This is a genomic window from Thalassotalea sediminis (assembly GCF_030295915.1).
Taxonomy (GTDB): Bacteria; Pseudomonadota; Gammaproteobacteria; order Enterobacterales; family Alteromonadaceae; genus Thalassotalea_C; species Thalassotalea_C sediminis.
This window is the reverse complement of the sequence record NZ_AP027361.1, coordinates 46,429-61,740: the sequence shown is the minus strand read 5'-3', so window position 1 is coordinate 61,740 and position 15,312 is coordinate 46,429. Positions and strand designations below refer to the sequence as shown.

At 39.3% G+C, this 15,312-nt stretch carries 11 protein-coding genes; 6 read left to right on the top strand and 5 right to left on the bottom strand.

The window, feature by feature from the left end; all coding sequences use genetic code 11:
* Positions 1 to 8: 8 nt before the first annotated feature.
* The 3 genes from QUE09_RS00275 to QUE09_RS00265 form a co-directional block, all read right to left on the bottom strand.
* Complete coding sequence (locus QUE09_RS00275) at positions 9 to 1,343, bottom strand: GH1 family beta-glucosidase (protein WP_286234224.1); 1,335 nt, start codon at positions 1,341 to 1,343, stop codon at positions 9 to 11.
* 198 nt (positions 1,344 to 1,541) lie between these two features.
* The gene (locus QUE09_RS00270) at positions 1,542 to 3,785 is read right to left on the bottom strand and encodes a putative bifunctional diguanylate cyclase/phosphodiesterase (protein WP_286234223.1); all 2,244 of its coding nucleotides are present in this window, start codon (positions 3,783 to 3,785) and stop codon (positions 1,542 to 1,544) included.
* A gap of 128 nt (positions 3,786 to 3,913) precedes the next feature.
* A complete protein-coding gene (locus QUE09_RS00265) occupies positions 3,914 to 6,937 on the bottom strand; it encodes a TonB-dependent receptor (protein ID WP_286234222.1) in 3,024 nt (1,007 codons plus the stop codon).
* 349 nt (positions 6,938 to 7,286) lie between these two features.
* Between QUE09_RS00265 and QUE09_RS00260 the strand changes: the two genes are divergently transcribed.
* From QUE09_RS00260 to QUE09_RS00245, 4 genes are read left to right on the top strand one after another with little or no spacing between them, the layout of a single operon-like run.
* Entirely contained in the window at positions 7,287 to 8,621 is a 1,335-nt protein-coding gene (locus QUE09_RS00260) for an MFS transporter (protein ID WP_286234221.1), read from the top strand.
* An 18-nt stretch (positions 8,622 to 8,639) separates the two neighbouring features.
* Positions 8,640 to 11,015 (top strand): GH36-type glycosyl hydrolase domain-containing protein, encoded by a 2,376-nt coding sequence (locus QUE09_RS00255; protein WP_286234220.1) that lies wholly within the window; start codon positions 8,640 to 8,642, stop codon positions 11,013 to 11,015.
* Entirely contained in the window at positions 11,012 to 11,533 is a 522-nt protein-coding gene (locus QUE09_RS00250; protein ID WP_286234219.1) for a gluconokinase, read from the top strand. The genes QUE09_RS00255 and QUE09_RS00250 overlap by 4 nt, the downstream gene beginning before the upstream one ends.
* Positions 11,523 to 12,290: a sugar-binding protein gene (locus QUE09_RS00245; protein ID WP_286234218.1), complete on the top strand. Its 768-nt coding sequence runs from the start codon at positions 11,523 to 11,525 to the stop codon at positions 12,288 to 12,290. The genes QUE09_RS00250 and QUE09_RS00245 overlap by 11 nt, the downstream gene beginning before the upstream one ends.
* 21 nt (positions 12,291 to 12,311) lie before the next feature.
* Here the strand turns inward: QUE09_RS00245 and QUE09_RS00240 are convergent, their stop codons facing one another.
* Positions 12,312 to 13,061 (bottom strand): TIGR00266 family protein, encoded by a 750-nt coding sequence (locus QUE09_RS00240; RefSeq protein WP_286234217.1) that lies wholly within the window; start codon positions 13,059 to 13,061, stop codon positions 12,312 to 12,314.
* A gap of 184 nt (positions 13,062 to 13,245) precedes the next feature.
* On the opposite strand from QUE09_RS00240, the gene QUE09_RS00235 reads away from it, so the two are divergent.
* Complete coding sequence (locus QUE09_RS00235; RefSeq protein WP_286234216.1) at positions 13,246 to 13,878, top strand: thiol:disulfide interchange protein DsbA/DsbL; 633 nt, start codon at positions 13,246 to 13,248, stop codon at positions 13,876 to 13,878.
* Between the two features lie 119 nt (positions 13,879 to 13,997).
* Positions 13,998 to 14,804, top strand: coding sequence for a substrate-binding periplasmic protein (locus QUE09_RS00230; RefSeq protein ID WP_286234215.1), 807 nt, complete (start codon positions 13,998 to 14,000; stop codon positions 14,802 to 14,804).
* Between the two features lie 13 nt (positions 14,805 to 14,817).
* On the opposite strand, the gene QUE09_RS00225 is transcribed toward QUE09_RS00230, so the two are convergent.
* A complete protein-coding gene (locus tag QUE09_RS00225; RefSeq protein ID WP_286234214.1) occupies positions 14,818 to 15,294 on the bottom strand; it encodes an acyl-CoA thioesterase in 477 nt (158 codons plus the stop codon).
* Between the last annotated feature and the right edge of the window lie 18 nt (positions 15,295 to 15,312).

The window sequence follows — 15,312 nt, the reverse complement described above, 5'->3', positions numbered from 1 at the left end:
TTCCTTGGTTACTTGTGACGACCCATAACGAGTTGACGATACGCCAACCCACTTTGTTTAATAGTACGCTGCTGTGTTTTGTAGTCTACATAAACGATACCGAAGCGCTTCAAGTAGCCTTCTGCCCATTCGAAATTATCCATAAGGCTCCAAGCAAAATAACCTTGAACAGGAACGCCTTGCTCAATCGCATCATTGACGGCATTTAAATGACGTTGATAGTAACTTACCCTGCGTTCGTCATTTATGTTGCCATCTTCAATTTCGTCGTCAATACTTGCGCCATTTTCAGTAATAAAAATAGCTGGTGGCTGGTATCGCTCATTCAAATCGACAAGTAAGTCAGTGAATGCTTGAGGGTAGACTTCCCAGCCAATATCAGTGCGCTCAACATTAGGCAACTGAACTTCTTTAAAGCCCTCTTGTTCATCAGCTTCATATACCGCACGGGTATAAAAATTTACGCCAAGAAAATCGACTGGGTGAGAAATGATCGCCATGTCACCATCAAATATGTCAGGTTGATGTGCTTTTGGTAACGTTTCTATCAGTGCCGGATACTCACCATCAAAAATTGGCTTAGCGTACCAATAATTATGGTATTCGTTTGCCATTGCTGTTGCTTTAATATTTTCGTCACTATCTGTTAACGGATAGCCTGGCGTAAAGTTAAGTACAATGCCATTGAGAGTATTTGGGCTCTCTTTGGCAAGCACCTTCATCGCCAGACCATGTGCTAACAATAAGTGATGTGCCGCTTTTCTACCGTTTTCTTTACCGACCAATCCAGGTGCATGCACGCCAATTTCATAACCCAAATATGCACTACAAAAAGGTTCATTTAGCGTTGCGTATGCATAAACACGATCACCAAGCGCTTTTACAACATGAGCAGCATATTCTTGAAACTTGAAAGCTGTATCACGATTTAACCACCCGCCTTTATTTTCTAAATGTTGAGGCAGATCCCAATGGTATAGCGTTACAAATACCTTAATGCTTTTTTCTTTAAGCTTATCCAACAGACGTACATAAAAATTCATGCCTTCTTGGTTAACCGTTCCGTCGTCTTTTATAACTCTTGGCCATGAAATAGACAAGCGATACGCATCGACACCCAGCGACGATATTAACTCCACGTCTTCTTGCCAACGGTTAAAATGATCGCATGCGATAGCGCCGTTAGAGCCGTCAATAATATTGCCTTCTTTGGCACAAAAAGTATCCCAAATACAGGGGGCACGATGTTCAATACCACCTTCAATCTGAAAAGATGCCGTTGCAACACCATAAGTAAATGCAGGAGAAAGCATTTTTGAATGCTTTGGAAAAGTGAAAGCCATAAATCTATTGCCTTAATTGGTTATCATTACATGTAGACGTTAAACTGATGAAATAATAGCAACCCATGTAAGCGCTTACATCATTGTAAGTCATAGTAGATAAAATCGGATAATAAAGCAACAATATTCTTTCGGGTAACAAAAGAAATAGTACATTAATTACACGATAACGACTTTATCTTAAAAATCGACAGTACCTTAAGACATGATAAGGCTTTTCGTAGGCTTGGCTTCATAATTAAAGTTATCAATAAATGCCGGAATGTTGTCAAAAGTTAATGGCTTAGAAAAATAAAAACCTTGGATATAGTCGCACCCCATTTCTTCTAACCATCTAACTTGTTCTATCGTTTCAACACCTTCAGCGACGACCTCTTTTCCGAGTGACTTACTCATCGCGATAATTGTGGAAACAAGCACTTTGTCGTCTGGATTTTCACTTATATCACTGATAAATGACTTATCAATTTTAATGTAATCAAGTGGAATTCGGCGAATATAGCTTAAAGAAGAATAGCCCGTACCGAAGTCATCTAACGCAATTTTACAACCCGCTTCACGCAATTGCGTAAAAAGAGTTTCGTTATTACGTTTATCAGGCGCCAATGCACTTTCCGTTAATTCAAAACAAATATCGCTAGGTTTTAGACCATACATATTTATCATAATTAACCAATGTTGGTTTTCACTTTGGTTTAGTGGTATTTCGTATACTGAGCGATTGACGTTAAAAACAATATTGTTGTAGCCTAGGCCTTTTAATTTTTTTAAATGTAAGCAGGCTTCTGCTAATACATATTCCCCCAAAGGCTTAATTAATGAGCACTCCTCTGCTAATGGTATAAATTCAGCAGGCGAAATCCATTTACCTTCATGATTCCAGCGCAATAATGCTTCGAATTTAGTTATCTCTTTTGATTTTGTTGAGACAATAGGTTGAAACATTAATGATAGTTTTCGCTCTTTTAATGCTCGTTCTAAATCTGCTTTCATCTTTATTTGGTGGCGCGCAACGTTCTCCATTTCTTGGGTAAAATAACTGGAAGAATTCCTGCCATTTTCTTTCGCATGTGAAAGCGCTCGTTCAGCTTTTTTCATTAAGCTACTGGCTTCCAACTGACAATCATCAAAATCAACGATACCAACACTTAATGTACAATTAATAATGTGTTCTTCAACATAAAACGGTTTACTAAATTCAATTAATAACCGCGCAATAAAATCATCAACGTCATTTTCATCCGCTACATTCGTCAGCAATAACGCAAATCCATCACCTGTAATCCGAGCTAATCTATGGTCTACATTAATCAATGACTTTAAACGCTCAGCAACTTTAACTAATAAAGCATCGCCACAATGATGGCCATAAACATCATTTACTTCCTGGAAAAGGTCAAGATCCATTACCAGCAATGCTGATTTGAAAGTACCTATTGCTTTTGCATTTATGTTTTTGGTTAATTCTTCTAAGAACTTGTATCGGTTTGGAATACCAGTAAGCAAATCATAATTTGCTTGGTGATAAATTTTTTCTTCGGCAGCTTTTCGCTGAGAAATATCGAAAAAGAAGGCAACATAATTGACGATCTCATTATTTTCGTCATGGATGGTATTAATTGATAACCATTCAGGAAACTCTTCACCATTTTTTTTACGGTTAATTAACTCCCCAGACCATGATCCCTTTGTATGTATATCAGCCCACATTTCTTGATAATAACAGTCTGACTGTTTGTCAGCGCTGAGTATTTTAGGGTTTTTCCCCGCTACTTCTCTAAACGAATACCCCGTCATATCTGTAAACGCTTTATTAGCGCTAATAATTTTATTATCCTTGTCGCAGACAATGATCGCTTCTTTGCTTTTCTCAATAATCTCATTGCGTGTTCGCAACTCATTCATCACTTTCTGCTTTTCAAGTTCTTTATTAATCAAGCCACTAAAAAGTAAAAATAACGATGTAATTTCTCGCTCATTATTAAACTTACTACAAAATAATGCGACCAAGATGCTATGCGTGGTTTCTTGGTCATCATGTAAAGGTATCCCCACATACCCCTCAATTCCCATATCTTCTAACAATTGGTCATTAGGGTAGGCAGCCTGAATATCGGAAGGATAGGAGCACACTCCGCCACTACTTACTTTTTCACAAGGCGTACATTTTAGTTCATAACTGAAGTTATCAAGAATATCGTGTTGTGACGCTAATGAAATGGTTGACGCTTCAGTTTGTTCATCATTAATACTCGCAACAAAAACATAATCAGCTTTGATTGCACTTGCCAATGACAAACAAATAACATCGATATAATTAGTCGACTTTGAATTAGACAAGCTATCGATTATTGACTTAACTTTTTCTTCAACCACAAATAATCTTCCTTGGGGAAACAAACGTGTTGGCTTTTTACCTGTTCCTACACGTAACTGCAACATTATTTATTCAAGATTAGATTAAGATCATATTTTTTATAGTTAATTGTTTAAAAATGCGCATTTAATCACTGAGGACAAAAAAACCGCCGCATAAGCGACGGTTTTTGATCTAGTCCAGCGTTGTTCAATTAGAACTTAACGCGTGTACCTACTGTCCAACGTGCTTCATAAACGTTTTGGAAAGCTTTTTGCTTTTCAAACTCGATGAATGCTTGTTGGTACTCTTCAGTAATGTTTGAACCATTCACATAAAAGCTAATGTCTTCACTGAAGTTGTACGTCGCATTAAAATCAAGCTGTGAGTAATCATCTTGATACAACGATTGACCACCTGTACCTGCATTACCTGATGTTATCAAGCGTGGGCTACGTGAATTCCACGCTAAACGCGCTGAGAATGTCTCATTTTCATACCAAACAACTGCGTTGTACGTATCTTCTGACATTCCTTGGAACGGTAAGTCATCACCGTGTACGTCTTTCGTTTCTTGTTTTGAATCGGTATACGTGTAGTTTAAGTCAAAACCAACATTGTTAAAGATGCTGTCATCGCCTAAGAAGTCACTTAACGCCACTTTCGCGCCCAATTCAAAACCAGCAACTTCACCACCTTCAGATTGCGCAGTAAACGTTGTTGGGTGTGGACCACGAATTACACCATCGCCATCAGGCTCTTCACTACGTAGCTCTGTTTTACTTTCAGTAAATTCAGCAATATCAATACCAAATGCTGAAGCAAAGAACATTGACGCTTCACCTGCATACCACTCAGCTGATAATGACCAGTTCTCTGAGCGCCATGGGTTTAACTCCGGGTTACCGTTTAGCGTAACTTCTTGTACACGCATACAGTTACAGTCATTGTTAAACGTCATACCGACGTTTTTACCTGCACCCCATTGGGCTAAGTCTAACGCTTGCATGTTTTCAGAGAAAGCCGCACGTAAAACAACGTCATCGCTTGCTTGATACGCTAAGTTAATTGACGGTAATTCGTCTTTATACGTACGCTCTGTAACTGCATCACCAATATCTGGACCTAAACCTGAATGCGGTAAGTTAGCACCAATAAGGTTTTGCTTCACAAATAACGTGGTTTCAATCACTTTAAGGCCAACGTTACCTGATAAGTTACCGTACTCAAAGTTGGCTTGTAAGAAGTAAGATAATTCATCTAACCCTACATCATACGTCGCACCACCATTTTCAGTACGTTGTACGTTACCAAACGTATCTTGATGCCATTGACGCGGATTACGGAAGTTACTTGGGTCAATCACCCAAATACCTGGAATACCTTTAACATTACCAAAATCTGTTTGCCATGAAACCGTTGTATGCTGGTCTAAACGTGTTGGTGGTAATAACGTATAAGGAGTCCATTCACCGTCTACGTATTCACCCGTACCTTCCACTTCATAACAAGGGTTTTCAGGGCTATTCGCTGAGCCGTAATCTAAGTTTTGGTCAACCGCTTTCCATTGCGCAATATCACAGCCGTTACCGAACTCTGAAGTATACGTAAATTGGTCATGGTCAACGTCACGTTGTGAATAACGAATACCAAAATCAACACTGGTAATAACATCATTATTATCTAATGCGTAGTTCCATTTTGTGCTAAAGGTACGCATGTCTGCTTTATCATCAGTGTTACCTTCTGATGAAAATGCACCAATATGATATGAATCAAGGCTTGCCATGTAATCAGCAACGCTCATCGCACCTTGACCACCAGTGACCACTTGGTCGAAACCACCAAACGTTGGATGCTCACCACTAGCATCATGCGTCAAGAAGAAATCACCTGTTTCAATACCTTGAGAGAACTTACCGTAACAGCCGCCTTCTGAGCCAACAATTTCTTCACCGTTGTTACAGTATTCCGCTGATGTAAAACCACCTGGGCCTAATACCAACGCACCTTCATCGATACTCATGATATCGCCTTCACCGTAGGCATGACGCATTTTCGCTGTCGCTGTCGCATCAGTGAAACGTACTTGACCAGTTAACGCACCACCATTGTCGTAATCTAACTGTAAGTTGAAGTTACGTGATTTTTCTTCATTAATGTTAACTTGCGTAAATGATTGTAAACGGTATGGACGCATCTTAAAGGCATCAACACCACGCCATTCGTTGCCATCAGCGTCTGTGTATGAATCACCGGTATAGTTGGTCGCAAACGCATACTGGGCGAAAGTTTGCCAGCGGTTATTGTGATTAAAACCTGAACGCGCATTAAAACGATCTTGGTTTGTGTAGAAATAATCTGCTGTTAACGTGTAGCCTTCACCTAAATCAACTTGTAAAGACGCTTGAACAGCATCACGCTCACGCTCTTCCGTTTTATTAAACGCGGTAAAACCATGTGGCACGATGTTGCGGTAGCCTGCAGATTCAGCCGGCGTACTCCACGAGTAGTTATTGTTTGTCCAACCTAAACCACCGTTTTCAGAAGTATCGTTATGGCCGTTATAATCGGTTGCTAATGTGACATCTTGTGTCACCGCTGAAATTAGAAAACCAATTTTACCATCATTATATGCCGCTAAGCCATGCAATGTTGGATCAGTTTCTTCGGTAATTGAACCGCGCGTTGCTTCCGCACCACCTACGAATGTCCAACCATCATCCATGTCAAATGGACGACGCGTTTTTAAGTCAATCGCACCGGCAATACCTTGCGCAGTATTATCAGCTGTTGCCGATTTATACACATCAACACCACCAAAAAGCTGTGCAGGTAAGTCACCTAAATCAGCGCCTGAGGTATCAATAGTTGTTGCAGATAAAAATGTTTCACCGTTCATGGTGGTATCAATTTGAGGTAGACCACGAATTTGAACACCGCCGCCTTCACCAGCAACACGTTCAATTTGTACGCCTGTGATACGTTGCAGTGAATCAGTAATCGTTACATCAGGTAACTTACCAATATCTTCTGCTGCAATACCGTCTACTTGCGAATCAGCAAAACGTTTACCGTTTATACTTGCTTTAGTTGAGCCACGGATACCCGTCACTTCAATTACTTCAACTTCTTTATCAGCGCCTTCAGCAGCCATTGCTAATGGTGTAGCACCACCCGCAAGAACCATAGCGATTGAACTCGCTAAAACGCCTTTTTTAAAGGTAACTTTATTCATATGAACTCCCCATTTCTTTTTATATTTTTAGTTTTTAGCGCGCTTACAACCAAACAATAAGAATCAACGTGTGTAAGGGATTTATATCATCATAAATTGTAAGCGCTTACATTAAGTTAGGCTATGAGTAATAATTGGTCAATATATATTTAGTATAAGTTCGCTGAACTTTACATAAATAATTGTATTATAAGCAGATATATTATCTCTTTTATTCTTAACCAATGAGATATCCAATTAAAATCAATTTAATTTGTAAGCGCTTACAAATTGACATATGGTAATTAGATGTAATCTTTTTGAACAATACTAAGTCCAACATTGATAACTTTATAATAAGGGTATAGTCATGACATCACTAACATTAAAGGAAAAAATAGGCTACGCCTGCGGAGACGTAGCCTCTAATTTTTATTGGCGTATTTTTGATGTATTCCTTTTTATTTTTTACACCGACGTTTTTGGTTTGCACCCCGCTGCCGTCGGTACCATGATGTTGGTCACTAGAGTCATTGACGCATTTTCAGATCCACTCATGGGGGCATTGGCAGATCGAACAAAAACAAAATACGGTAAATTTAGACCTTATCTGCTGTGGGGAATTTTACCACTCATTGCAGCAGGCGTATTAACCTTTACTGTGCCTGATTTACACGAAAGTGATAAACTCATATGGGCTTACCTTACCTATATATTCATGATGCTCGCCTACACCTTTATTAATGTACCTTATGGGGCGTTATTAGGCGTAATAACAGCCAATAGTCAAGAAAGAACCACATTAACAAGCTTTCGTTTTATCGGTGCATTTTCAGGTGGCAGCATAGTTGCCTATTTTACCCCTACCCTAGTCGCATATTGTGGTGCAGGCAATGACGTACTTGGTTGGCAAATCACCATGATAATATACGGTATTATTGCTGCTGCGCTATTTAGCATTAGCTTCTTTACGACCCGTGAAAGAATTTCACCGCCAGCAGATCAACAATCAACAGTATTGCAAGATATTCAAGATTTAATGCACAACAAACCATGGCTCATATTATTCACATTAGCATTAATTATTATGATGACCATTACACTACGAGGCAGTACTGGCACCTTTTATCTAAAGTATTATGTTAATCGAGAAGATCTCATTGGCAGCTTTTCGCTTTGCTATATGCTGTCATTAGCAGCAGGAGCCGCCGCCACCCCTGTAATGACCAAGTTTTTGGATAAAAAGACACTGTTAATGCTATTAATGAGCATGATCACGGTATTGTCGGTTGCATTTTATTTTGTTCCAAGCGATCAAATTACGTTGATTTTCTTACTACAAATCGCCATTGGCTTCTGTTTAGGACCAAAATCTCCCTTGGTCTTTTCAATGTATGCAGACTCAGCTGATTTTGGCGAATGGAAGCACGGCCGACGTGCAACGGCAATGGTATTTTCAGCCGCTGCATTTTCACAAAAACTAGGCAGCGCTATTGCAGGCGCAATGATTGGTTGGCTGTTAGCGTCAATGGGTTATGTAGCCAACCAAATTCAAACATCAGATTCACAGACAGGGATCATATTATTAATGACATTAATACCTGCGATATTCGCCGCTATCAGTGTTGGTATTATTACGCGATACCCACTATCAGAACATCGAGTTGAAGAAATCCAGCAATCATTACTAACACGAAAAACATAAGTGCAGGAGAACATTGCCGTGTTTGAATTTAATTATCAGCATCATCAGTTGTCAGTAAGCGACCCTGTAATGATGGCTAAAGCAAGTAGTTTTCTATGGAATAAAAACATGATGCTGCATATGAACTGCAGAGGCTTTGCCAATGCACAATTCATGCAACCTGAACCATCAAAATATGCCCATGCTCCCAATATGGAAGCTAAGACGTTTATGCAGCCAGAGCAAGAATACTTTAGCCACCATGCAGGGCGATTTTTTTACCTTAAATGTTTAGAAACCAATGAAATAATTTCTCTGCCTTACGAACCGGTAAAATCACCGTTAGATAAATTTACTTTCAACGCCGGCCAACAAAACATATCGTGGTACATTGAGCATTGGCAATTACAGATCGACATACAGGTTTCGTTGCCGACAGAAGATAGCGTTGAGTTATGGAAAATCAGCATTAGAAATCAAGATTCCGTTGAAAAAAACATTGCTCTCTACCCTTATTTTACCATTGGTTATATGTCATGGATGAACCAATCTGCCGATTACAATCCGAGCTTAAATGGCATCATTGCTCGTTCAATTACGCCATATCAACAAGTGGCTGATTATTACCGCAATCAGCACCTAAAAGATTGGACATTTTTCATCAGCAAACACCCTTGCCAAAGTTGGAATGCAAATCAAAAAAGTGTTGAAGGTGAAGGCGGACTGCACGCACCAGATGACTTAAAAACACCACACCTTAGCCAAGCACAAGCGCTTTATGAAACACCCGTAGCGTGCATGCAATTTTGCCATCAACTAGCTCCACAAGAGAGTACAAACCATGCGTTTATTTTCGGGCCCGCCAATAATGAGCAAGAGGTCATCACATTAAGAAATAAATATTTACACGAAGATAATGGTTTTGAACAAACAGCATCTGCCTATCAGGAATATTTTTCCATGATGAAAAACAGACTGCAAATAAACAGCCCTGAGCCAGACTTCGATGAGTTTGTGAATCATTGGCTGCCTAGACAAGTCTTTTATCATGGTGATGTCAATCGGCTAACAACCGATCCGCAAACTCGAAATTATTTACAAGACGCTATGGGAGTTTCCTATTTAGCACCAAATCTTTGCCGACACGCAATTGTCACTGCTGTTACACAACAATTGCACTCTGGGGCTATGCCTGACGGCATACTACTCTCAGATGAAGCAACATTAAAATATATCAATTTAGTACCACACAGTGATCACTGCATTTGGCTCACCATTTGCCTTGAAAGTTATTTAAATACAACTAACGACAAAGCAATTCTCAATCAACTTCTGCGCTTTAAAGACTCACAGAGTAAGGCTTCATTAATTGAGCATATTAACTTGGCGTTTGATTTTCTGCTCTCAGCACGCAATGAACAAGGGCTAAGTTTAATTGAACAAGGAGACTGGTGCGATCCAATGAATATGGTTGGCCATCAAGGAAAAGGTGTATCTGCATGGCTTACTATGGCAACAAGTTATTCATTAGCGGTTTGGTGTAAAATATGCCGTTTATACCAAGTGAATTCAGCGTATATCGCTTCATATGAAAAACAAATAACGACGCTTAATCGCGCGATAAATCATTATTTTTGGCATGATAACTGGTACGCACGTGGGATCACAGATAACAAGCGAACATTTGGTATTTCATCTGATGCTGAAGGAGAAATTTTCTTAAACCCGCAAACGTGGGCATTACTATGTAATGCCGCAGATGAAGATCAAAAACAACGTATGCTATTAAAAATCAAAGAAAAGTTGCTCACCCCGTACGGAGTAATGATGCTTTCACCAGCATACACAACTATGCATGAAGATATTGGTCGAGTTACTCAGAAATTTCCTGGTACTGCTGAAAATGGCTCTATATACAATCATGCATCTGCTTTTTTCGCTTACAGTTTATACCAACAAAACGAAGGCACTTTAGCGTTTAAGGTGATAAAAGCAATGCTGCCTTCTAAAGATGATGCCACTAAGCGCGAACAAATGCCTAATTTTATCCCTAATTATTACCGAGGTGCATATTTTCAAATACCTCAAATGGCAGGAAAATCGAGCCAGTTATTTAATACAGGGACTGTCGCTTGGGTGTATCGTTGCATTATCGAAGAACTTTGTGGCATTAAAATACAAGCAGGAAACTTACACTTAACACCAAAACTACCTAGTTCATGGTCTAATTTAACGATTTCATATTCTGCCTTAGGCGCCAATTTTAATATTCAATATCAACAAACTAATAAGGTCAATAAGATAACCAGCTATCTTAATAAACAACGCATAGAAGACAATACTATACCAGGTATTACCCAAGGGAAAACCTATAACATTCGTGTCTCAGTGCCAATACCTAGGGGAAAGGCATGATTGCAAAACTGATATTAATTATGGGTGTCAGCGGCACGGGAAAATCAACATTAGCAGATGCTTTGGCTAAACACCTCAGCTTTGATTATTTCGATGCAGATGATTTTCATTCACAAGAAGCAATTTCATTGATGACAAGGGGAATACCCATTAACCCAGTAATGCGCCAAGCATGGATTGAACGCATGAAACATTATTTCTCTTCAACAGAATTTAACAACAAGAACATTGTATTAGCTTACTCTGGTTTAAAGCACGCTCATCGTAAAACACTGAGTGAATTGGCACAGCAAGTAACTTACGTGCTTATTGAACCAGAATCTTCATTGCTAAGGACGCGCCTGAAAAATAGAAAAACACATTTTTTTTCACCTAGTTTGCTTATCGATCAACTGAATCAATTTGAACCGTTATCTGAAGTAGAAGCAGTAAAGACAATAATGCTGTCCATGAAACAAACCAACCAACAACAAATAACCCGAATTGCACAACAGCAGGAAAGCTATTATGAAACATAATTTATTAATTTACTTAACATTATTCATCGTTATTTTACTCCTAAATAGCAATACTTACGCACAAACAATAAACGTAAAAAAAACATCAATAGCACCCAAAATAGATGGGAAAATAGAACCAAGTGTTTGGTCACGCGCACAATGGCAACCAATGAGTCATCTTATCTTGGGTGAAAAACTAACCACAAATGATTTTCAAGGGCGTTTTAAACTACTGTGGGATAACAATACACTCTTTCTTCTCGCTGAAATTACTGATGACGTACTATTCGATCAACATGCTGACCCACTTTATTTTTATTGGGATGATGATTGCCTTGAAGTTTTTATCGATGAAGATGCCTCTGGCGGCAACCACCAATATTCATTTAATGCTTTTGCTTACCACGTAGCATTAGACAACCAAGTGGTCGACATCGCAAGCAAACTCCCCAACGGTCAACCATCTTTTGTCACGTTAAACGATCATATAAAAAGCCGTTGGCAACGCAGTAAGACAGCACCTCATAATGTAATCTGGGAGTTAGCCATATCGGTCTATGACGATAAGTTTACGATGGATAAACAGCACAATTACCCTAGCGTTGAATTAACTGAAGGCAAGATAATGGGTTTTATGCTTGCTTACTGTGATAACGACGGCAGTAAACAACGAGAACACTTTATCGGTTCCACCTATATTGAGCCCGTTAATGGCAGTAAAAATTTAGGTTACATAACCGCAGATGTTTTCGACAAGCTTTTACTTATAGAGTAAAGCTTGTCGCTTTTTCCACGTTTATTGTTCGCCTCGGTTTGAACCACCAAGGTTAGGCGCATGTGAAATTATACGATCCGCAAGTCGAGAAAACGGCAAACTTTGAATCCATACTTTGCCATGGCCTGATAATGTTGCCATGAAAAAGCCTTCACCGCCAAAAAACATGCTTCTTAAGCCTGATGTCATTTCAATGCTATAGTCAATCCCATCGGTAAAGGCAACTAAACAACCTGTATCGAGTCGTAACGTTTCACCGGTTAGCTGTTTTTCGATAACCGTACCACCAGCATGTACGAATGCCATGCCATCACCCGATAGATGCTGTAAAATAAAACCTTCACCACCAAAAAAACCACTGCCTAGTCTGCGGTTAAATGCAATATCAACTTTCGTACCCTTTGCTGCGCATAAAAAAGCATCTTTTTGACACGTAATACTGCCACCTAATTGCGCGAGATCTAACGGTATGATGGCACCGGGATAAGGTGCTGCAAACGCCACTCGACGTTTACCGACTATTTCACTAGTAAAGTGGGTCATAAAAACAGACTCTCCGGTAAGCGCCCTTTTACCCGCAGAAAAAAGTTTCCCCATAAAGCCTTGATCAACTTCAGAACCATCACCCATTTTGGTTTCAAACACCACACCATCTTCCATGTAGTTCATCGCACCTGCTTCGGCTATAACGGTTTCTCCATGATCTAATTCAATTTCAACCATCTGCATTGAATTGCCAATAATTTGGTAATCTATCTCATGACTGCGCATAACTTGCTCCTTGCTAACTAAGCCTTTTATTAGGCAAATAATTTTTTACATTTTATGATGAAACTTGTGGGCATTAATCCGGTCTATTCAGCATAGGTTAATCCACACACAACGATATTACCAATTACCTAGAATAATGATAACATCGCACACGTTATTCTATTTTTAAAAAGAGAATTGATTTATGAAAAAAATTTTTGTCACATTGCTCGCCTTATTATTGGTTCCACTTACAGTAACAGCTGCTAAATATGAAGAAGGCACGCATTACAAAGTAATCCCTGGACAAGCAACTAAAAAACCCGAAGTACGAGAGTACTTTTCTTACCATTGCCCTGCTTGTCGAGGTTTTGAAGCATTTTTGCCAGAAATAGAAAAAACGCTACCCAAAGGAACAAAATTAAAGAAAACACACGTAGATTTTATGCCGGCAGCCAACAGCGAATCACAATATATGTTAAGCCAAGGTTTAATGATTGCAAACAAAACAGGCTTAGCAAAACAATACAATGCTGAAGCGTTTAGTTATTTGCAAACGCAGCGAAAATCTATCAACTCTATTGATGATGTAAAGAAAATATATGTCGTCGCAGGTGGAAAAGCTGAAGATTTTGAAAAAGGCTTGAAAAGCTTTGCCTTAATGAGTCGCGTTAAGCGAGACAAAAAGATTCAAGATAAACTGTCTAAAGGTCGTTTTGTTAACAGCGTACCGACTTTTGTTGTTAACGGAAAATACGCCATTAATGCACGAGCATTAGACAATAAAAACTTTATTGAAGAGTACAAAAATATTATCGCATACCTACTCACGCTTTAATATTTTAACAAACAGTTCATCCAATAAAACGCTAGCAATTCGCTAGCGTTTTTTTTAATCCCCTTAAGTACTTTTAATACTCTATACTTAAGCTTATTACCTCGCTTGGTTTATTGAATATGCGAATAGGCGTAGTTTGTACATTGCTTTATCTTACTTGTTTCCCTGCTTTTTCTAACTTATTTGGCACGGTATCTCCAACCGAATGCAAAGTGCCTTTAAAGCTTTCATTAACATCAGACTGGTACCCCTACGTTACAACGACACTTAACAATGAGTCGACCGGCATTGATGTTGAGTTATTAAAAAGAACTCTCTCGCTTATGGGCTGTCAATTGCGCATTGAGCACTTTCCAGAACGTCGCGCGCTGTTTCAATTAAGCTGGGGACATTTTGATATTGCACTTGGTGCCAGTAAAACTAAAGAACGAGAAAAAGATTTCCACTATTCGAATCCGTATCGGTTTGAACACAACCGTTTCGCCTACCGCGCATCAGATCATAGTGTTGAAAATATCACTAACCTAAATGCGCTAATAGCCCATAATAAAATCATAGGTATCAACTTAGCGGGATGGTATGGAGAAGCTATAGAGCACGCAAAAAGAGACTACAACGGATTTGTGTTTTCAGAAACAGCGGTAAAGCGACTAAAAATGCTAACACTTAACCGCATAGATGTAGTCGTTGATGATGATGTGGTGCTATGTAGTGAAATTGAGAAGGCACACTTTCAAACCTTGGCAGTACACCCATTATTGCTCCATGAAGCTAGCATTCACTTTATCTTTAATAAAAAAACAGTCTCAACAAGGTTTGTAAAACAGTTTAATAGTGCACTAAAAGAGATTATTGACGCTGGCGAGCTAGAAAGTTTGTTCTCTCTTTATGTTGCCCCAGGGTGCTTACCTAATTCACAGCGATAAAAAGTTAGTAAAGTTATTTAACAACATGCTCCATTTCTTCGCTAATTTCTTTTCGCATTTCCATTAATCGTTTCGCTGATTCCAATTGTTTTTTATCTGCTTCGGTTTCTGGCACCCACTGTGGAATAGCAACCTTATGACCTGTTTCATCAACAGCAACCATAACGACAATACAATGTGTCGTCTTGCGTTTATTTAACGACTTAGGGTCACACGCATGCACTTGCAAAGCAATGTGCATGGAGGAACGCCCGGTATAAATCACCTCTGCACTCACTTCAACTAAGCTTCCAACATGTATCGGCGATACAAATCTTATCCCTCCGGCGTATGCCGTAACGCAATAACGACCACTCCAACCAGCCGCACAGGCATAAGCAGCTAAATCTATCCATTTCATCACTGCGCCACCATGCACTTTACCACCAAAATTCACATCTTGAGGCTCCGCTAAAAATCTTAACGTTATGTCGCGTTGTGGTTCATTCATACTTTCTCGCCTTATTTA